The sequence below is a fragment of the Cognatiyoonia koreensis genome, from assembly GCF_900109295.1.
Taxonomy (GTDB): Bacteria; Pseudomonadota; Alphaproteobacteria; order Rhodobacterales; family Rhodobacteraceae; genus Cognatiyoonia; species Cognatiyoonia koreensis.
Genome location: NZ_FOIZ01000002.1, coordinates 816,750 through 836,324 on the forward strand (window position 1 = coordinate 816,750; position 19,575 = coordinate 836,324).

15 protein-coding genes are annotated in these 19,575 nt (G+C 55.1%); 9 read left to right on the forward strand and 6 right to left on the reverse strand.

Going from position 1 to position 19,575, the window contains the following annotated elements; all coding sequences use genetic code 11:
• The first annotated feature begins 90 nt into the window (after positions 1–90).
• From BMY44_RS15580 to BMY44_RS15605, 6 genes are read left to right on the forward strand one after another with little or no spacing between them, the layout of a single operon-like run.
• On the forward strand, positions 91–2,343 hold the full coding sequence (locus tag BMY44_RS15580) for a type VI secretion system Vgr family protein (RefSeq protein WP_089996814.1): 2,253 nt from the start codon (positions 91–93) through the stop codon (positions 2,341–2,343).
• Positions 2,344–2,348: 5 nt separating this feature from the next.
• Positions 2,349–3,473 (forward strand): DUF2169 family type VI secretion system accessory protein, encoded by a 1,125-nt coding sequence (locus BMY44_RS15585; RefSeq protein WP_089996816.1) that lies wholly within the window; start codon positions 2,349–2,351, stop codon positions 3,471–3,473.
• Positions 3,463–3,843 carry a PAAR-like domain-containing protein gene (locus BMY44_RS15590; RefSeq protein WP_089996818.1) on the forward strand — a complete coding sequence of 127 codons (381 nt, stop codon included), beginning with the start codon at positions 3,463–3,465 and terminating at the stop codon, positions 3,841–3,843. Before BMY44_RS15585 ends, BMY44_RS15590 begins: the two co-directional genes overlap by 11 nt.
• Positions 3,844–3,846: 3 nt before the next feature.
• On the forward strand, positions 3,847–4,761 hold the full coding sequence (locus BMY44_RS15595; RefSeq protein ID WP_089996820.1) for a hypothetical protein: 915 nt from the start codon (positions 3,847–3,849) through the stop codon (positions 4,759–4,761).
• Positions 4,758–8,312 carry an HNH endonuclease gene (locus BMY44_RS15600; protein WP_089996822.1) on the forward strand — a complete coding sequence of 1,185 codons (3,555 nt, stop codon included), beginning with the start codon at positions 4,758–4,760 and terminating at the stop codon, positions 8,310–8,312. Before BMY44_RS15595 ends, BMY44_RS15600 begins: the two co-directional genes overlap by 4 nt.
• Positions 8,300–8,761 carry a hypothetical protein gene (locus tag BMY44_RS15605; RefSeq protein ID WP_089996824.1) on the forward strand — a complete coding sequence of 154 codons (462 nt, stop codon included), beginning with the start codon at positions 8,300–8,302 and terminating at the stop codon, positions 8,759–8,761. Before BMY44_RS15600 ends, BMY44_RS15605 begins: the two co-directional genes overlap by 13 nt.
• A gap of 245 nt (positions 8,762–9,006) precedes the next feature.
• Here the strand turns inward: BMY44_RS15605 and BMY44_RS15610 are convergent, their stop codons facing one another.
• From BMY44_RS15610 to BMY44_RS15630, 5 genes are all read right to left on the reverse strand, one after another.
• Positions 9,007–9,642 (reverse strand): rhomboid family intramembrane serine protease, encoded by a 636-nt coding sequence (locus tag BMY44_RS15610; protein WP_089996826.1) that lies wholly within the window; start codon positions 9,640–9,642, stop codon positions 9,007–9,009.
• Positions 9,630–10,889: a hypothetical protein gene (locus tag BMY44_RS15615; protein ID WP_089996828.1), complete on the reverse strand. Its 1,260-nt coding sequence runs from the start codon at positions 10,887–10,889 to the stop codon at positions 9,630–9,632. The genes BMY44_RS15610 and BMY44_RS15615 overlap by 13 nt, the downstream gene beginning before the upstream one ends.
• Positions 10,890–10,961: 72 nt before the next feature.
• Complete coding sequence (locus BMY44_RS15620) at positions 10,962–11,570, reverse strand: polysaccharide biosynthesis/export family protein (protein WP_089996830.1); 609 nt, start codon at positions 11,568–11,570, stop codon at positions 10,962–10,964.
• 125 nt (positions 11,571–11,695) lie between these two features.
• Positions 11,696–14,146, reverse strand: a complete 2,451-nt coding sequence (locus tag BMY44_RS15625; RefSeq protein ID WP_089996832.1) for a tetratricopeptide repeat protein — start codon at positions 14,144–14,146, stop codon at positions 11,696–11,698.
• A gap of 113 nt (positions 14,147–14,259) precedes the next feature.
• On the reverse strand, positions 14,260–14,946 hold the full coding sequence (locus BMY44_RS15630; protein ID WP_089996834.1) for a sugar transferase: 687 nt from the start codon (positions 14,944–14,946) through the stop codon (positions 14,260–14,262).
• Positions 14,947–15,407: 461 nt separating this feature from the next.
• On the opposite strand from BMY44_RS15630, the gene BMY44_RS15635 reads away from it, so the two are divergent.
• The 3 genes from BMY44_RS15635 to BMY44_RS15645 are packed head-to-tail and all read left to right on the forward strand — an operon-like array spanning position 15,408 to position 18,675.
• A complete protein-coding gene (locus BMY44_RS15635) occupies positions 15,408–16,289 on the forward strand; it encodes an ExeA family protein (protein ID WP_089996836.1) in 882 nt (293 codons plus the stop codon).
• Complete coding sequence (locus tag BMY44_RS15640; RefSeq protein ID WP_089996838.1) at positions 16,286–17,845, forward strand: GumC family protein; 1,560 nt, start codon at positions 16,286–16,288, stop codon at positions 17,843–17,845. The genes BMY44_RS15635 and BMY44_RS15640 overlap by 4 nt, the downstream gene beginning before the upstream one ends.
• A 14-nt stretch (positions 17,846–17,859) precedes the next feature.
• Positions 17,860–18,675, forward strand: coding sequence for a CpsD/CapB family tyrosine-protein kinase (locus BMY44_RS15645; protein WP_089996839.1), 816 nt, complete (start codon positions 17,860–17,862; stop codon positions 18,673–18,675).
• A gap of 132 nt (positions 18,676–18,807) precedes the next feature.
• Here the strand turns inward: BMY44_RS15645 and BMY44_RS18415 are convergent, their stop codons facing one another.
• Positions 18,808–19,476 (reverse strand): VPLPA-CTERM sorting domain-containing protein, encoded by a 669-nt coding sequence (locus BMY44_RS18415; protein ID WP_089996840.1) that lies wholly within the window; start codon positions 19,474–19,476, stop codon positions 18,808–18,810.
• Positions 19,477–19,575 lie beyond the last annotated feature (99 nt).

Here is a 19,575-nt window from a genome sequence, read left to right on the forward strand (position 1 = left end):
CGCCATGACTGCTAAATTCAACCCAAGATTGCCGTAACGGCATTTGACGCTTACAATCGATCCAAGAATTTCAAAAGACGGCGGCATTTGATGAACGCTCCATTTAAGCAGGACCTGCGACTTGGCAGGTTAACGACCGACCTTGGCAAGGATGTTCTGGTTTTGCTGCGTTTTGGCGGGACCGACCATTTGAATGGTTTGTTTGAATATGCTGTGGAAGCGCTTTCGACCAAGCAGAATATTGATTTTGATGCACTGATTGGCACCCATGCCAGTATCGAGATCGACAGCCAGAATGATGGCCCACGCCACTTTGACGGGATCGTGACGCAAGCCAAATGGGCTGGCGTCGGTGAAAACGGCAATCGCTATGAATTGACGCTGCGCCCTTGGTTTTGGCTTGCCGGAAGACGCCGCAATCAGCGTATTTTTCACGAAATGACAGTGCTGGAAATCGTTGAGAAACTGCTTTCAGCATACTCCGGTCTTGGCAAGCCGCATCTGACCAACCGGTGCAAGGGTAGCTATCCCAAGCTGGAGTACACGGTTCAGTACCGCGAAAGCGATCTGGATTTTGCGACCCGGCTTCTGGAACGGTTCGGGATCAGCTACCATTTTTGCCACGCGCCGGGTAACCACACGCTTGTTCTGACAGACACCATTGAGGAGCACGATCCGCTTGCCGGCACGACGCGTGAATACAAGCCCGTCGATGGGAACCGCCAAGCGGGCAAGGAGCATTTTTGGGAATGGTATCCGGAACGTAACTTGACCACCGGTGCGATGCGTCTGACTGACTATAACTTCAAGACACCGACGGCAGCGATGGAAGTCGATCGGGTCGGTGATGCGGCCTACGAACAGGGCCAGATTGAAAGCTATGACTACCCCGGCGACTATCTGGAGCAGGGAGAGGGCAAAGGCGTCGTTGGCCTGCGCACCTTGCAGGAGCGCGGACACGATCGCCGCCACCGTGCGGTTGGCGATTGCACGTCCCTCGGTGCCGGGATGACGGTCACATTAACGGGCGATCAGGTGCCCGGCGTGAAGGATCAGGATTATCTTTGTCTGACGGCCACCCATTCCTATGTCTCTGACGCGTATGGATCGGGCGGCCATGACAGCGACGGCTATGCCTATTCCGGTCAATACGTGCTGATGCCGACAACGGCCCCGCTTGCCCCGGAACGCAAGACACAGTTGCCCATCATTCAAGGCCCGCAAACGGCTGTCGTTGTGGGCGACGGTGAGATTGACTGTGACGAATACGGTCGCATCCTTGTCCATTTCCACTGGGATCTGGAAAAAGCCTATTCCATGCGCTGCCGGGTCAGTCAGAACTGGGCCTCGAAAGGTTGGGGTGGCATGGTCATCCCGCGGATCGGGATGGAAGTCATTGTCGAGCATCTTGAAGGTGATCCCGACAAGCCCATCGTGACCGGATGTGTCTACAACGGTAAGAACGATGTTCCTTATCCGCTGCCTGAACATAAGACGAAGTCGGTGTTCCGGTCTGATAGCCACAAATCTGAAGGATTCAACGAATTCACCTTCGAAGACGCGACTGGCAACGAGAACATCAGCCTGCACGCCCAGAAGGATCAGACGCTGAAGATCCTTCATGATCGCTCGAAACGTGTTGATCACGACCAGATTGAAAGCGTCGGCAACAACAAATCCATCGACGTGGGCAAGAACCATGCCGAAAAGATCGGCGGATCGATGAACCTGTCGATTGGATCAGGCGCAGGCATGGCGTTGTTTGCGGGCCTTGCTGGTCTGATGTCGACGTCCAGTGCCGCGATGAAGAATGCTTCGAATGAGAGTGGCGACAGCTTCGTCAGCCAGATCACCCAGGGTATGTCAAAGATGAGTACTGCTGCCGAAGCGCTGAGTTTGCCCGTGAACAAGGGGTTTAAGCGCGCCGGAGAGCATCGCAAGATCGCCGGACTTGCACAGGTCAATGCCGGTGCCGCCGTCGGCGCACTTGTCGGGCAGATTATGCCTGTCGGCGGGATCAAGAATACGATCGTCGAAAAGGCGGTGATTGATACCGTCGGTCTTGCCCGCACAGAGCAGATCGGCCTGATGAAGAACACCTTTGTTGGCAAGGTGCAGAATACGGTGGTCGGTGAGAAGAAGAACATCGAAGTCGGTGAGACATCAACCACGACGGTCGGCAAGCATATGGAGATTAATGTCGGCGATGACTTCATCATCACGGTGGGCAAGTCCCGTCTGATTATGACGAAGGAAGGTACGATCGTTCTGCAAGGCGTCAAGATCGAGATCGAAGGTGAGAAACAGATCCGTGCGCAATCCAAGCTGATCGATCTGAACTAGGCCAGATGCAGGTTCGAAACCTTACCCCCTATGCCCATCTGACCTATGCGAATGAGGACGCAGATCGGCGCTTGTTCGATATCCTGATCGTCAAAGCGACCTATCAATATGTGGACGGTAAACTGGTCACAGCGATCGAGCAGGAGCCGTTGAATTTCAGCGATACCTGTTTTGGCGCGGTGAATGAAACACCGCTGCGCTATCCGTCCGATCTGGTTCCTTACAAGCCCCGCGCAGATGTAATTGTCATCGCGGACGCCCATGCGCCTGACAGCAAGCCGGCCGCGCAATGGGATTGTACCGTGCAGGTCGGTGCCATGCGCCACAGTGTGACCGTAACCGGTCCGCGCATGTGGCGTTACAAGCGCCTTGGTGGCTGGACATTGGACGAAATCGAACCGGCCACGCACGTACCGCTGCGCTATGACTATGCGTTTGGTGGCGAACATCCCGGCCCCGACGACACGATTATCACGGACGAGCGCAACCCGCTGGGATGTGGGTTTATGCACGCGCAGATGACCCCGCGCGATGCGCCGATCCCAGCGCCGCAGGTTCTTGAACAGGGACAGAAGTTGCGCGATCCGTTCCGTCATCTGGTTCCAGCTGGTTTTGGTCCCATTCCGCCTGCTTGGCAGCCCCGCAGACCGCTGGGTGGAACTTATGATCAGAACTGGATCGATAACATCTGGCCGCACTGGGCACCCGACTATGACTTTGCTTTTCACAACTCAGCAGCACGCGGCATGAAGGCAGAGGGCTTTCTGCGTGGTGATGAATCCGTGATGCTAAGCAACATGCACCCTGACATGCCGGAATTGCGTTTCGATCTGCCGGGTGACCCCGTCATCGCGCATCTGGTTGATCACGACGATCAACGGCGCATGATCGGGATGGTTTGCGACACGCTGTATATCGACGTGCTGGCCGAAGATCCCGAAGACTGGCTGATCGCGCTCACATGGCGGATGCCATTTCTGGATGCGGGGGTGAAAGTGCTGGAGATTGATTCAGTGTCGGTCGCGAACCCGATACGGATGATGTCGGAAGATCAGACCATCTATCCCTGCCCACATCCATCGGAGGTGTTTTCGCCGCTTCAGGTGAAGGAGGTTGCAAATGTCCAATAACGTATCTGCCCGCAAAGACGGGTCGAATTACATCGCATCAACCGGGCCGGACGTTTGCAAGACGCCAGTCGGCAGCAGCATCGTGCCCGTGCCCTATAGCTCGATTGCGTTTCTTGGAAGCGCTGCGCGTGTGAACAAGACTGTTCGACATAACGGCAAACCCGATTTCATGCTTAACAGCCGCACGCCAAATTCGATGGGGACGGAACCGGGGGTCAAGAAAGGCGTGGCCAAGTCAGGGTACTTAGGGCCAGCAGCCGTGAAGGTCACCACTGGTTCGGTGTTTTCGAAGAAGTGGGCGACAGCGTCGCACAAGGACAAAGCGACAATCAACATGGCCTCAAAAGGTCCGACCGAGAAGAAGAGATAGGATATGGTTGGGACGACTGCAGATGCACAGGGAAATGCCAGTGCGCAACTGTACATCCTGGCGAGCGCTCCGCCTGACCAAACGCCTTTCAAGGATTATCTTGCAGACCACGAGATCGACCGCCATTTTTATTTCAACGACGAAATACTCTTGCTTGCCGAACGGATTGATCAGCTTGTCGGACAGGATGATGCCGTTGAAGACCGAAGGCGTCCGAACCTCGAAAGGCAGCTTGAGATTGCACGGGCAGACAATAATACAGCCCTTGCGTCACATATTGAGCAAATTCTTGCGGACCTTCCCGCCGAAAGCAATCGGTTCGCCCGTGAAATTGCGAGTTATGAGCAGCAAATATTGGCGGAACTTGATGAAGTCAGGGCGGAATATCGTCAACTTGCCGAGACATTGAATGACGGACGGCGCGCCTACGTCCATCACGTTGGCTTGCTGCAGTATGGGTCGACACGTCCTGCATACTCTACGGGCACAGACGCACTCGGGGCCCCAATCGGCAATTCACAAATGATCGCAGCCCAGAGCATGGCGTCCAACTATGAACGTGTCTGGACCGACTACAAGCTTCTTGAGCAGGGCATCTGCTATACGACCACACGCGAGGCGCTGACGAATTTCGTCTGGGGTGCTATCGCGGCGATTGCGACCGAAATCGCAACTGCGGGAATTGCAAAGTTTGTTCGCATTGGCCGCGTTCTTCAGTGGGCAGCACGCGGTCGCGCTGGGCAGATGTTGATTGGAAGATACAATGCACTGAAAGACAGAACCAAAGACATTCTTGACAGGCTACGTCGCACGCGCCGTTCGGAAAGACCGCGCGACCTACCGAACGACGGAACGACAAATACGGGAACGGGTCCAAGGGCCGTCACGCGCACCTGCGCTACCGGAGCTTGTCGATGAACACCGCGCGGCTAAATCCTGTCGGCCTACCCGACGGTAAACAAAAGCAATTTTACTCCGAGTTTCAAATTTCGGGCACGCTGCCACTCGATCTGACGCGGGTCTTCAACCAGAATATTGATGTTCCATCGCCTTTGGGCCCCTTCAGTCTGACAGACATCGACATCACCATCACAGATGGTGAAGACACCGGTACCTACGAAGTCATGACGCTTGACGGCATCCCTGTCGTCTTTGACCGCCCGCCGCCCCAACTGTTTTCACGTACGTACAACGGTGGGTATCGCCACTTGTCCCTCGAACCTCTCTCGCGCGGGGGACTGAAGCTCAACGACAAGAAGCTGTCCTATACCTTCAAACGCTACAAGGGCCGCATCTGGCGTATCATCCAGATCGAGGATTTAAACGACAACACCATCACCCTCGAACGCAACGCCAAAGGTCATCTGGAACGGCTCATTCATCCCGATGGCCTTCGGTTGCAATTCCACAACCGCGACGACGGGCTGCGCACAGGCTTTGATATCATCGGACTGGATGACAGCGTCATTGAAGGCATTCGCTATGGTTATGACGGACAGGGCCGTCTGATCGCGGTTCAAAACCCGTTTGGCGAGGATTGGACTTACGCCTACGACGCTGAGGGTAATCGCACCCATGCGGACAACGGAGCGAATACAAAGACCAAACATCGCTACGATGACCAGAACCGCGTAATCGAAGTTGATACGGGTGGCTCTTACAAGCATGGACGCATCAGCTATCACCCGAACGGAAAGCAGGTCACTGTTCAACACGGACTCGACGGGAAGAATTTTGAAAAGCTTTGGTTCGATGATCTGGGCCGCCATGTCATGACATCCGACGCCGCAGGCCGGTTCAGCTATCGGCAGTTCAACGCAGAGCACGACCTGATCGCGGAAATTGATCCAAACGGGCACAAGAAGACGTTTGAATACGACGCCCATGGCAACCTACAATCCATGAAGGACGAGGAAGGCCGTGAGACCTTTATGGTCTGGGACGATGTCGGGAATTTAATCTCCGTCGTGGATCATTCCGGGGCGGCGTGGGACTATGAATACGATGAGAATGGTAACCTTGAACAGTCCAGGGATCCGCTTGGCCATGTGACGAATTTCCGCGCGACCCAAGCGGGGCTACAAACCCAAATGATGCGCCACGACGGGTTGATCGAGTTTCGTACCTACGACGACCATAACCGCCTGACATCGCTGATCGACTTCAACTCGGCCGAAACAACCTTTGGCTATGACGCTTTCAACCGTCTGATAACAATCACCGATTCCGCAGGCAACGTCACACGACTGGACTACACACTGGCAAAGGGCTGCGGTTTTTATACGCCAACCCAGGTCATCCGCCCCGACGGGGTCGAAACGACACGCAGCTTCACTGCCGCCGGCCAGGTCGAGGCGGTAACAGACGGTGAGGGGCGCAAGACCCGCTATCACTACGGCCCCTACAACGTGCTTGAGGCGATCACTGATCCGCGCGGCAATGATCTACGTTTTCAATATGACAGTCAGGAACGGCTGACCTGCGTAACCAATCAGATGGGTCTGCATTGGACGTTTGAGAGAGACGTGGCAGGTCGCTTGATCCGTGAGACTGATTTTGACGGACGTACACTGGCATACGCCTACGACGAAGGGGGACGTGTTATTCGGCGGGATAACCCCGATGGGTCTTTCCTTGAATTTGACTACGACAAATCCGGACTGCTTTTGGAGCAGCGCGCCCATGCGCCCGGGCAGAAGACGCTCGTTACCACCTACGTCCATAACGAAAACGGCGCGCTGATCGCAGCAACCAACGCAGATGCCAAGATTGCGCTGACTCGCGATGCGATGGGGCGGATCACGGCAGAGACCGTGAACGGGGTCACTGTAGAAAGCGACATTGATTGTTGCGGGAAACGGTCCGCGCGGCGGTTTGACGGGCAGGATCTGACGTTTGAATACGACGGCATGGGCGGGCTTGTGGAATGGTCTTTGGCCGGGCATGCGCCGCTGCGGTTTGAACGCGACAAGTTGGGGCGGGAACTGCACCGGTCCAATGGGCAGGGGTTCGCGCTGACCCAAAGCTGGGATGCAGTTGGCCAGCTTGTCCACCAAAAGGCAGGTGAGGTCGCCGAACGCGCTTATCAATGGTCGCAGGCCTATGAGCCCACGGTTATCACCGACCTGAACTGGGGTCAGAGACGCTATGATTATGACGCCAACGGCCAGATAGCGCGGACAGTTCATGGTGACGGCAAGATCGAAGCCTTCGCCTATACCCCCGATCTGAACATCACCGCCACAGGCGATACGGAGAAATTCCAGAACTGGCAGACCACCGCCGCTGGCGTCGTCAAGCTCGCCCGCGGTCCGGAGGGAGAGGTTGTCACCCTTGAACACGACGCCTGCGGGCGGGTGGTGCAGCGCACGGTGGCGCGTAACGGGTTCCGGCCACAGACATGGCGGTTTGACTGGAACGCGCAGGATCAGATGGTGAGGGCGCATTGCCCTGATGGTGACGTTTGGTCCTATGCCTATGATCCGTTCGGACGGCGTATATCGAAGGCCTGCAAACACACCAAGGTGACGTTCATCTGGGACGGCGACGTCATCGCGCGCGAGATCATCGAAACGCATGGCGGGGTCCAAAGCGTTGATTGGTTTTTTGAGCCGGGCAGTTTCCGTCCGTTGGCACGCTTGGAAAACGGGGACCTCGCTTTCGTCATAAACGACCACCTCGGGACACCAAAGGAAGTTGTGGGCGGGGAAGGGGGACTACGCTGGAGCGCCGACCACGACACATGGGGGGCGCTTCGAACAAAGCAAGTGGCAGCGTCAGCGCAAGTTGAGACGGGCGACTACTGGGTCGAACCGACTTCTATCGAAGGCAACATAGCAAAAGCCTATGTGCGTGATCCAGGCGCACTCTACTGCCCGATCCGGTATCAGGGACAGTGGGTAGATGGCGAGACAGGCCTGTATTACAATCGGTTTCGGTATTACGATCCAGCTACGACTATTTATGTAAGCCCCGATCCCATTGGAATTTTTGGCGGGTTCAGAAGTGCGGATTACTCGATAAATCCAGCTGTTTACTTCGATGTGTATGGCCTTGCGAACTGTTGGACGGCGCGACATCCCGATATTTATCGTTCTCCAAACGGGGGTCCGATATTCGGCGAAAGCCATCTATTCCAGCAGGACGGAATCGTGAACACAGTTACGATTGCGCTGACCGGTTCGCGTGGCACCGACTTTTCGAATGCGAATGCTGCAGCTGGCATACCGCGAACTGGAACACCGCGAGGCTATACTTGGCACCATGTAGACGATTTCAGTGCCGAGTCCGGGACTGGAACCATGCAACTTGTGAAAACACACATCCATGAGGATACGCTTCCACACAATGGATCGGTGAGCCAATTTGAACAAGCAACGGGAACACGATACGAAACAGATGCTGCACGGGCAGCCTCAGCGTGTTGCCGAACGCAAGCTAGAATTGGGAGTCGCGTATGTCGGAGCTAATCGAATATGACGTCATTGAATCTGCGTTCAAAAGCTATTTCGACGAACATGCAGAGAAATTTCGCGCGCTGTTCGATAGCCTTGAGAACCTGAGCGGGATCAATGAGTGTCGTTTGATCATCTTTCCCGAAAAGATATATGATCAGTTTCCGGCAATCATGATTTTCCTGGGAAGTGATAATCAGCGCGTGTTTGAAGACGATCTTCCGGACGCTGTGAAAAAGGCGCTGAAGAGCATTTCTTATCTGCCAAATGTTGTTGAATACGAGGATGTCGACCCCGAGGCGACTGGCGTTGCGCGGGCTGACGGACAAGTCGAGAGTGTTTTTCTTGTTGTGCGAGAATTAATGGAGATGTTTCTCGCTCCGCTTGTTCCTGTAAATGGCACAGCGGTGGTCACGATCGGGCTGCAAGATGAGGAGCCATCGCCGATTGGTTCAATCGCATAGGGCTCTTGTCCAATTCAAGAGTTCGCCACGTGGATCGTCTGGACCGTTAGAATACTTGCTTTCCCCATGACACCGCCCTTTGTGCAGCGCGAATGTCGCTACATGCTGTCACATCAGAACGTGGTGAATCGATCCTCTGAAACCAAAATCGCGGTGCCCTGATTGGCACGCCGAAAATCATGATCGCCGCCGCCTACACCCGCGCCGCGCCATCAGCGACCTGAATGGTGAAACTGAAATTCTTTTCAGGTCTTCCGTTCGCGGGGACGGGGGTCGATGACAGTGGCAATCATCCAGCCGCCCAAGAAGCCACCAAAGTGTGTTTGCCAGGCCAGATGTCCATCCATTGCCCACCACAACACAAGGTTCAGTCCGATAAGCAACACAATCGCTTGCGCGACCGGCCACAGGCCTTGCTGAGCGGTATAGCGGTCTACGTAACTCCACGCCAAAAGACCGCCGGCCAGTCCGAACAGTGCGCCGGACGCACCGACCATTGGAACTGGAGTGGTATTGAGAAACGCGTAGCCAATGGCACCTGCGACGATCGAGAAACCATAGAGAAGTACGAAGCCGCGCCCGCCGACGCGCCGGATCACGGCACCGGACAGCGACCAGAGCGTGACCATGTTGATGAGCAGATGCGCAATACCGCTATGCAGAAACCCATATGTCACAAACATCAGATAGGGTTGGGCGTCGTAGTTAGGTTGCCACGTCCGAAGCAAACCCGGCCAGAACCCTGCATACTCGTATACCGTCTGGCGGAGACGGCCCGACCCGACCAGTCCAAAATCCGCAAGCAGAAGTGACACTTCGATTGCGGTACAAATCACAATCAAGGCGATGACGATCTGTCTAGAGTACTTTACGGACGCCATTCCAGTGTCGTTTCAATCCCAAGGAACAATTCATTTTCACGTGTCGTGGATGACCCGCTCTCATTGATAACGGTATGCGTATAGCGGGCAGTCAATGCCCAGTCTTCGGCGATGTCCTGACTATAGCGCATCCCCAGTCTAAGTCGGTCTGTATCGTCATCCTGCCCAAGAACGTTGGTCATTTGATAGGAAATATCGGAGCCAAAACGCGAAGTGCGGGTCAGATCCTGCTGCCACGTGAATGCAAAGCGCGAATTGAGTGCTTCGTTGCCATCGTTCGTGGTTGCGAACCCCTGGTCAAGCGAGACGGAATACCGCGCGCGCGCCAATTCGTTTGAATAGCTCAGCTTGTACAACGGGCGAAGTGTGTCGTCCGAACCTTGGGTCAGCCCGATGTCAGCCATTAAGGTTCCGCCGGGCGTTTCGTAGTCACGCCCGAGCGTTGCAGTTGTCCGGCGCCCGTTTTCTGACAGGTCCGAGGACAGCGCAAATCGGATCGCACCATTAGGGCGTGCCTGAGTCAGCCCCAAACCGTAATTTCCACCCTCGACCACAGAGGTTGCGCTGTTCTCGTCCGTTGTGATTTGGCTGAGACCAGCGCTGACATTAACATCCAGGCTGGGTGAGACGGCGATGACAGCCCCCAAGGTGAGGCGTTCACGCCGAGTGTCATTGCCTGAGTCGGTGTCTTCTTCAGAAATCGAATAGCCCAAAGTTGCCGTGACTGTCTGGTCGATGTCAAAGCGCAAATTGACTGCGGCTGTTGTCGTTGTTTCGTCGATCAGATCAGGATCGACCGTGTCAGCGTAACGCAAGTCACGATAGGACAGGTTTACTTCCCCACCAAATGGAGCTTCGCGCCCAAAGGTCAGCCCAAGTGCTGCGCCGACCGTTTCGCGCGTGCCCTCATCGATGACCAGGATATCGGCGACATCAGTGGCGATAAGGCTGTCTACGTCCGTGCGGGCATAGGTCAGGGTGGTGTTGACCGCGACCTGCCGGCTTTCGATGCCGTAGCTCAGGCGCAAATTCGGATTATCCAGACCAAGCGTTTCGTCGTCCTCGAAGCTGGCGACAATACCGGTCAGGGCCGTAGCGGCGAACGTCTGTGTCCGCGTTTCACTTGTGATCCCGAAACCCAGATCTGTTCGTAAACCAGAGTCATCCGTGTCTGATGCTGTTAGACCTGTCGAGAAGGTCAGGTTTGCGCGCAGACCACCTTCATCCTGGGCATTTGCTGGTGTCATACACGCACAAAAAAGGGCCGCATTGAGCGACACTTTCAATTTGGCAGTGCTTGGTCCCCCCAAACCCATAACTTATTCGAACAATCGCCGCTCAGGCACTATGATGACGTCCCCGTCGTGGAGGCGGACGTTGTTGCTGACTTCGGCACCATCAAGGATCGCGCGGTAGTTGATTTCGAACAGCTGGGTCTGACCGCTGCTGCTGATGGTCCGGCGCAGCTGAATCCGCTTGTCGGCAGCAAAACGGGTGAGGCCGCCAGAACGCGCCATGGCTTGCAGAAACCGCGTTCCAGGTTCAACTTCGACCATGCCAGGCGTATTTACTTCGCCCAGAAAGAAGATCTCCATCGTCGGTGGCGCGGCAGGGGTACGGGTTTGACGTTCGCCGGGCTGCACGGAAACGAAAACATTAGGTTCTGCTGTGAAGTTGGGGGCGATGGCTTGTTTGATCGACGCTTCGATCTGCCCGACCGTGCGGCCCGAGACCGCAACGTTGCCGGCAAAGGGGAAGTTGACGCGCCCGTCTGGGAGAACCTCTAGTGAGCGGTTCAGCCCTGAATCTTCGAGCACTTCGATGACCAGTGTGTCGCCCGCACGCACACGATATTCATTTTGTGCGAAGGCGACGCTTGCTGTCAAAGCAACGAGCGTTGCGATGATCCATGTCTTGAAATGTTTCATATTTGTCTCATTGCGAATTTTCTCTGATTATCAGGCAAATGTTGGGTCAAGAGAAGCGCTACCTCGCAAAAGGAGGGGAAATAGATGGCCTGTCGCAATCCTGTAACGCAGGCGGCTTGTGATTTCTACTCTGGCGCAGACAGTGTCGCCTCGATTTCTGCAACACGACCTTGTGCGGCTTCGATCTGCGGGCGGCTATCACCCAAACCGGCCAAATCAACCACACTGCGGTATTGTTCGATGGCTGCTTCGAGATCGCCAAGCGCATAAAGGGCTTCTGCATAGTGGAATTGCACGATCGGATCCTCGGGTAATCCTGCAGCGGCACTTTCGAGGTAGGGCAGCGCTTCTTCGGTTTGGCCGCGAAGGTGTGTCAGCCAGCCATAGGTGTCCTGAAGCGCTGGAACCTCGGCGTCTCGGAAGCGTCGCGCGATACGCCATGCGCGCTCCAGGCTTTCCTCATCACTACGGTAAGTGCTGAGCAGGGAGGCGAGGTTGTTTGCGACAATGGTTGTGTCCGAACGCTCTTCATACATCTTTTCGTAGATTGCGATTGCTCCTTCGATGTCGCCCTCAGTTTCGAGCGTGGAGGCTTTGAACCAGAGGAGGCGGACATCATCGGGGAATTGCTCCAGTGCTGCATTGAGCGTCGCATCGGCTGCATCAGGATCACCGTTGCGGGCCTGCAAGCGCGCAATGTCGATCCTGAGGTTCGGATTGTCCGGGAATTCAGTAGAGACGGTTTCGTAGATTTCGATGGCGCCTTCCAGATCACCTGTTGCCGCCATGGTGCTTGCCAGCAAGAGTTGCAGGCCCGGCGCTTCGGGGTCTTCGCTGACGATCTCTTCGGCCAATGCCAGGGCTGCTTCAGTTTCTCCCCCGGAAAGTTGGGCTTGTAACAGAAGGATACGCGCTGACAGGTCGCCATCCGAACCGCTGGCCAGATCTTGAAGGAAGGCCACGGCCTCTTCTATGCCGGACTGGCGGTTCAAGCGTTCTGCTTCAAGTTGATTTGCGAGGTTGGTCGCTGGATCGGTGTCCAGCCTGCGCAGTGTATCGATGACTTGCGCGATGCGACCGTAATCTTCCATCGCGAGGTACAGTTCGCCTGCTGTGCGGAGCAGATCGATATTGTTTGGTGCGATGCGAAGGGCTGGAAGAAGAATGTCTTCGGCGGGCAGATACCGCTCTTCCGAGATCAACACGCGCGCATACCGGTTCGTTGGTTCCGGTGCGTTGCCTGAAGCTTCAACAGCGAGGGCGAGGAAGTCACGTTCAAGGTTGCTACTGCCGTTTCGCCCGTGGGCTTCGGCCATCAGCGTCAGGGCCACGACGTCTTCGGGGTCCGTATCAAGAGCGGTGCGCAGTGCGGCGATCGCCTGATCCGTTTCATCGGAATCGATCAGCCAGCGGGCGGACATCCGCAGCGCGATGGCATTTGACGGATCATCCACCAATACCGTTTCAACAAGCGCGCGGGACCCGACATCGTTGCCGGTGGCGAGCAACATTTCTGCCAGTGTCAACCGGATGGGGTTGGCGAATACAGAGTCTTCGTTTTCCGCCAATGCCTTTTCGATGTCCTGAATGGCCTTGTCGGTCTGTCCTGATGCGAAATCGAGACCTGCTGCCATGACAATGAAAGGCGCTGGGTCCGGTGCTTCCTGAATGGCGACCGCAATTTCGGCACGTGCGGCAGCAGTACTGCGGAATTCTGAAAGGAAGCGGATCAGATCGCTGCGCCCCGCAATGGCCGCTTCATCGTCCTGCGCGTTGGCGATCAATTGGCGCAGGAACGCTTCGGCTTCGTCCAGTTCACCCCGTGAAAGATAAAAACGCAGGAGCGTGGCCTTCTGTTCTGGATCATCAGGGAAAACCGTGATGGTCTGCTGCAGCTGCTCTTCGATGGCCTCGTCGTCACCAAGGGCGATGAGAACTTGCAAGCGCTGGCGGTAATACCGTTGTTTGTCAGGAAAATCGGCGATCAGATCGTCAAGATACACCAGAGCGTCGCGGAATTCCTGCGAACGGATTTTGCCTTCGAGCATCATCTCGCGCAGGATGAGGTTCGGTTTCTGTGGATCGTAAAGGTCTTCCGCACGGTCTAGTATCGTTTGCATTGCGACTGTATCTTCGGCCACGACCGCGGCGCGGTAGTCGAGTGCCGCGCTGATTGCCTTGACGCGCTGATCATCGGGGGCAAGCGTACGTGCCTCTTCGCCGTGCCGTTGCAATTCATCCCAGCTTCCGAGTTGAAAAGCCATTTCAGACAGAGCAATGCGCGCTTCGCTGCTTTCGGGGAGTTGTTCCGCAACCCGTAGATATTCACCATAGGCGAGGTCCACGCGCCCAAGATCTTCGCGATAAATCCGCGCAAGTTCATATCGGGCTTCGGTAAATGCCGGTACATTCTGAAGCGCGTTGCGCAGTTCAACGACTGCGCGGCTGGGATCGCCTTGCTCCAGAAGTTCGAGTGCGTTTTCGTAGTGACCTTGGGCGCGTTCCTCTGCGGATTCGCAGGCTGTCAGGAATACTGCCAGTAAAATCGCAGCGCTCAGCTTCAGTAGTCTTCGCACAGGTTACTCCGTGAATCCGCGTTGGCTATTCAGCATACTCCTACAGGGAAAATGCACCATGGGTCTACAGCTTTGGGTAGGGACCAAAGACAGCATGAGAAAAGGGTCGTCTTTCAGACGCCAGTCCCTTTGATCACGACGACGACAGTCTGGGCGAGTACGCGAATATCGGTCGTCAGCGACACCATGCGCCCATAGATTTCGTCAAAACGAACTCTGCCGGTAAATTCACAATCGTTGCGGTCAGACACCTGCCACAGCCCCGTCATCCCGGGGCGCAGACGGTAGTATGCGGCACCTTTGTACTGGGCCTTCTGCTCGGGCATCATTGGACGAGGTCCGACAAGCGACATTGAGCCGTTAAGGACATTGATCAGCTGCGGGAGCTCATCCAGCGATGTCTTGCGCAGCCAGTTCCCAATAGGCGTCACACGGGGGTCTTCAAGCAGCTTTTGCTTGCTGTCCCATTCCGCACGGGCATCGGGATTATCTTTCAGATACAGTTCAAGGCGCTTTTCGGCGTTAGGCAGCATCGTGCGCAGTTTAAACATAAGGAAGATCTTGCCATTCAGGCCGATCCGCTGCTGCACATAGAATGGAGATTGGCCGGTTATCAGCACAGCAATGGCGAGCAATGCGATCACGGGCACTGTCACCGGTGCAGTCCCTATCACGAGGATCAAGTCGAGAAGGCGTTTGCCGTAGGCGCGATACATCATTTTCTGCAGGGACCGCTTCGGCTCTACAATTATTTGTTCAGCCTGCTTCGGCTGGCGAAGATCAACGGAATAAAATGTCATTTACGGCAGCATGCGGAAAACACCGCACTTCCTCATTAATTTCACGCCAACCCCGGAAGTTCCTAAACGATCTCCGACACATACGCAGCGCTCCAGCGTTACGTCTACACGATTGTAGCTATCTCACCAAGGCTGGATTCAGATTTGTTCTAACAAATAGTGAAATTTGATCGAAATCTTAGCAAAACTTTAGTGAGAGCAACTTGAGGTTGCATCTTGCGGTTCAGTTAACCTTGTCTGGCATTGTGAAGTGTCTATGATTATTCTGGTTTTTGAAACAATTGCGCAAAAACTGCACAGGTTACGCTGAAAAATGGCGAATCGGTTTGAAAAGGTGTTTAGCAGTATTGTCACCTTTGCCTCGCCATAATCCCGCCACCGGAGAAGGGTACAAATGCCATGTAGCAGGCGATACGCGAAGTGAACTTTGAACTGGCATTTTCGGCCAACCGGGACCATGAATGAGCGCTGATTTATACTGTGAGTTTTTTGGCTTTTCAGAGAGGCCATTCACGCTGTCACCCGACCCGGACATGCTGTTCTGGACGCGGGACCACAAACGCGCCTATTCGATACTGGAATATGGTCTGATGACGCGCGCGCCGTTGACAGTTGTGACGGGCGAGGTTGGCACCGGTAAGACCACCCTTGTCCAAGCGTTGCTACGCAGCATTGAAGACGACGTTGTCATTGGCCTTATCTCTAACGCGCAGGGCGGGCGGGACGATTTATTGCGCTGGGTGTTGAATGCGCTTGATCTCGCGCCGACAGCACAGCAGACTTACGTCGAGCTTTTTCAGCAATTTCAAGACTTTGTTATAAATTCATACGCGGAAGGAAAGCGGGTCATCCTGATCTTTGACGAAGCCCAGAACCTTGGGGCAGAGACGCTTGAAGAGCTTCGGATGCTGACCAATATCAATTCTGGGAAGGATGAGCTGTTGCAGCTGATCCTGGTCGGGCAGCCCGAATTGCGCACCATCATTATGCAGCCCGAGCTTAGTCAGTTTGCCCAGCGTGTTACGTCAACGTATCACCTTAATCCGCTCGATCGAAAGACGACGCACGCCTATATTCAACACCGGCTTAAGGCTGTCGGTGGGACAGGCGATGAGATTTCGCGCGATGCGATCGACATGATCTGCGACAAGTCATCTGGGATTCCGCGGGTCATCAACAAGATCTGTGATCTGGCGCTGGTTTATGCATCAGGAGAAGAGCACAAAGTTGTCTCGGTGGAGACCATTTCCGAGCTTGTTCGGGATGGTGTCATTATGCAGACGTTCACCGGCCCGCTAATCTTGTTCAAGCATGCTCAGGACACAGGAAAGGCTGCGGAATGAATCTCGATTTTCGGTTTTACTGGAAACTTTTCCTGCGCAGGTTCCCAGTGATGGCGGCGCTGTTCATTTTGTGTGCCGGTTTGGGTGTTTTTACAGCGATCAGGCTGCCTGAAACCTACCAAAGCACGGCCCGTCTTGTTGTCGATGAACCGCAGATTCCAGAGTGGATGGTCTCGACCACCGTGGAGACGGGGACAATCGAGGAACTGGACATCATTCAACAACGCCTGATGACCAGAGCGAATCTGATCGATATCGCCAACCGTTTTAAGGTTTATCCGGAAATGCGAACGATCAACCCGGACCAGATCGTTGCTCGCATGAACGAGGACACGCGGATCAACCGGACCGCCGGACGCGACAGGGCTACCCTTTTGACAATTTCGTTTTCCGCCGGTGATCCACAGACCTCGGCGAACGTGGTGAATGAGTATGTCACGCTGGTTCTGGAGGCGAACACTGATTTCCGGATGAGCCGCGCCGATGACACCCTCGAATTCTTCGAGGAAGAGGTCGACCGGCTGGCGCGTGAACTCGATCTTCAGAGTATTCGCATTGCAGAATTCAAGAGTGAGAACTCTGGCGCTTTGCCCGAAAACCAAACCTATCGGCTGGGCCGTCAGTCCTTGTTGCAGGAACGCCTGTCGCAGTTGGAGCGCGACCTGCGATCCACCCAATCACAGCGCGAGGATATCGAGCGGATTTTTCAGGCAACAGGAAGTATCGGAAACCGCATGGGTGGTCAGCGAACGACACCCGAAGAGCAGCAGTTGATTGTAGCACGCGCGGATCTGGAGCTAGCGCTGTCTACCTATACCGCGCAAAACCCGCGCGTTATCCGGCTGCAATCTGCTGTGGATCGCTTGGAGTCTATCGTTGCCGCCCAGAAGGCAAGTGTTCAGACGAACGAAGACGGTGGCACGCAGTTGCTGACAGCAGAAGAAGCGATATTTACTGCGACGATTTCGGAGATGGACAACCGGATCGAAACGACCACGGCAGAGATTGAACGCACACGCCAAGAGCTCGAAGACCTCCAGGACTCGATTATCGCCAGTTCGGCCAATGGCATTCAACTGAATGCACTGGAGCGCGACTACGAGATCCTTCAGACCCGCTATAATGCGGCAGTCGCAAACCTGAACGAGGCGCAGGTCAGTGAACGGATCGAGACAACAGGGCAGGGCCGCCGGATCACCGTGATCGAAAGCGCGGTTCCGCCAAGTTCGCCCTCTGGGCCAAGCCGTCCGCGTATTGCGATGATGGGTGCCATGGTGGGAATGGCGCTGGCCGGCGGCTTTTTCGTCTTGCTTGAGTTGTTGAACAGAACTGTGCGCCGTCCAGCAGAGCTTGTGAGCAAGTTCGGGGTCACGCCGATTGCAACCATTCCGTATATGGAAAGTCGTAGCCGACGCATAGCGCGAAGGACGACACTTGTCGGAGTGAGCCTTGCTGTGCTTATCGGAGGTCCGTTGGCGCTTTGGTATATCGACACGAATTACATGCCACTGGATTTGATCGTACGGGCTGTTCTCGCGCGACTGAATATCGGGTAACGCAGGAGCGTATCATGGAGAAACTGCAGTCGGCCCTTGAGAAGGCGCGCAAGACCCGGCAAGATCAGGAAGCCCCGTTTGCGCGGGGGGAGCCGATAACAAAGCGGCCCAAACGGTCTGCGGATGTCGAAGATCTTTGGATGGCGCTGGAGCCATTGGAACTTCATAAGAAGCAGTTGGAAAAACGTCGTCTGGTGACGCGCGAGGCAAACGCCAAAGCCACGCCGTTTGATATCCTGCGCACCAAGGTTTTGCTTCAGATGCGTCAGAATGGTTGGAAACGGCTGGCCATTACTTCCCCGATGCCGAGTTCTGGAAAATCGACGACGGCCTGCAACCTTGCGCTGGGTCTGGGCAGGCAAACCGATCTGCGCACGATGCTTCTGGATCTTGATTTGCGTCATCCATCTGTCGGTGATTTTCTAGGCAAAGTGCCGGACCACGGGATTGGTGAAGTCCTGAGTGGTGATGTGGCATTCGCCGAACAGGCCATGCGATACGGGCCCAATGTCGGGTTTTCTATGGCGAAGAAGCCGGATATCGATCCGGCGCGATTGCTTTTGGCTGAAGAGACGGCGCTCGCAATCGACCGTATTGAGGCGGACTATCGGCCGGACGTCATGATTTTCGATCTGCCATCGATGCTGGTCAACGACGATACCCGTGCGTTCCTGAAGAATGTCGATTGCTGTTTGATTGTCGTGCGTGCTGACAAGACACGCTATGGCCAGTTTGACGTCAGCGAACGTGAAATTGCGGAACAGACCAATGTGCTAGGTGTGGTTTTGAATGCGTTTTCATACGGAGATGCGGTCGGTTCGAACACGTAGGCTATCGACTCGCAGTAAGCTTCGTGCCGATCTGTTTCGCCGGGTGTACGGTGGAAGTCATGCGGATGAGCGCAAAGAAAAAGGGCGGCCCATTTGCTGGACCGCCCTTTCCAATCTAGATCGGAAAGCTGATTAAGACTTCCGGCGACGACGCATCGCTGCAAGACCACCCATACCAGCCAGCAGAAGCAGGCCGCTTGCAGGAATTGGAACTGCAGAAATGTCTACACGCACGATGATATCGTCGTGGTTGTCGTCTTTGTTGTTACCATCATCATCCAGCGCAAGGAAAAACACGCTCAGATTGCTAAGAGAGGCAGCGTCAGCAAACACGCCGAACTCGTGGTCAACAGCACTAAAGACACTCGAGGCTGCGTCTCCCACGCGGAAGGTCAAAAGCGAAGCAATATCAACGCCAGACCCAAGGACCGTGGTGAACGAATTCAGGCCAAGACCACCATCCAGCAAGTCTGTTGTCATATTGGCGACGGCTTGTCCGGCACCTCCGGAACCGATGCTTTCGGCGATAATGTCAGATCCATTAAACACCAACGTATTGTCGAAGCTGCTTTCGGCCCCCACCAACGTGAATGTTACACGACGTTCCTGATTGAGAATAATGCTGAGATTGCCGGAGAATAGATCCGTGGCACCTGCGCCTTGAAGTTCAGTCACAAAGTCCTGACCTGCGGGTGAACCTGGTGCAAGTCCCAGAGTAGTGTCGGCCGTTAGTGTCGCAGCAGACGCTGCAGTTCCCAACGTGGCCAGAGCGACCGCGGCAGCAGTCAAATACGTTTTCATTTTATGTACCCCTGAAGTGTGAGACTAATTATTAATAGCTTATTAACACATACCAGTCGCAAAATGCTTTGTAAACGATTCGGAAATTAAATCGTTTTC

Coding starts and splice junctions, on each gene's coding strand:
- BMY44_RS15580 (WP_089996814.1), top strand. CDS start 91: ATGAACGCTCCATTTAAGCAGGACCTGCGACTTGGCAGGTTAACGACC.
- BMY44_RS15585 (WP_089996816.1), top strand. CDS start 2,349: ATGCAGGTTCGAAACCTTACCCCCTATGCCCATCTGACCTATGCGAAT.
- BMY44_RS15590 (WP_089996818.1), top strand. CDS start 3,463: ATGTCCAATAACGTATCTGCCCGCAAAGACGGGTCGAATTACATCGCA.
- BMY44_RS15595 (WP_089996820.1), top strand. CDS start 3,847: ATGGTTGGGACGACTGCAGATGCACAGGGAAATGCCAGTGCGCAACTG.
- BMY44_RS15600 (WP_089996822.1), top strand. CDS start 4,758: ATGAACACCGCGCGGCTAAATCCTGTCGGCCTACCCGACGGTAAACAA.
- BMY44_RS15605 (WP_089996824.1), top strand. CDS start 8,300: ATGTCGGAGCTAATCGAATATGACGTCATTGAATCTGCGTTCAAAAGC.
- BMY44_RS15610 (WP_089996826.1), bottom strand. CDS start 9,642: ATGGCGTCCGTAAAGTACTCTAGACAGATCGTCATCGCCTTGATTGTG.
- BMY44_RS15615 (WP_089996828.1), bottom strand. CDS start 10,889: ATGACACCAGCAAATGCCCAGGATGAAGGTGGTCTGCGCGCAAACCTG.
- BMY44_RS15620 (WP_089996830.1), bottom strand. CDS start 11,570: ATGAAACATTTCAAGACATGGATCATCGCAACGCTCGTTGCTTTGACA.
- BMY44_RS15630 (WP_089996834.1), bottom strand. CDS start 14,946: ATGACATTTTATTCCGTTGATCTTCGCCAGCCGAAGCAGGCTGAACAA.
- BMY44_RS15635 (WP_089996836.1), top strand. CDS start 15,408: ATGAGCGCTGATTTATACTGTGAGTTTTTTGGCTTTTCAGAGAGGCCA.
- BMY44_RS15640 (WP_089996838.1), top strand. CDS start 16,286: ATGAATCTCGATTTTCGGTTTTACTGGAAACTTTTCCTGCGCAGGTTC.
- BMY44_RS15645 (WP_089996839.1), top strand. CDS start 17,860: ATGGAGAAACTGCAGTCGGCCCTTGAGAAGGCGCGCAAGACCCGGCAA.
- BMY44_RS18415 (WP_089996840.1), bottom strand. CDS start 19,476: ATGAAAACGTATTTGACTGCTGCCGCGGTCGCTCTGGCCACGTTGGGA.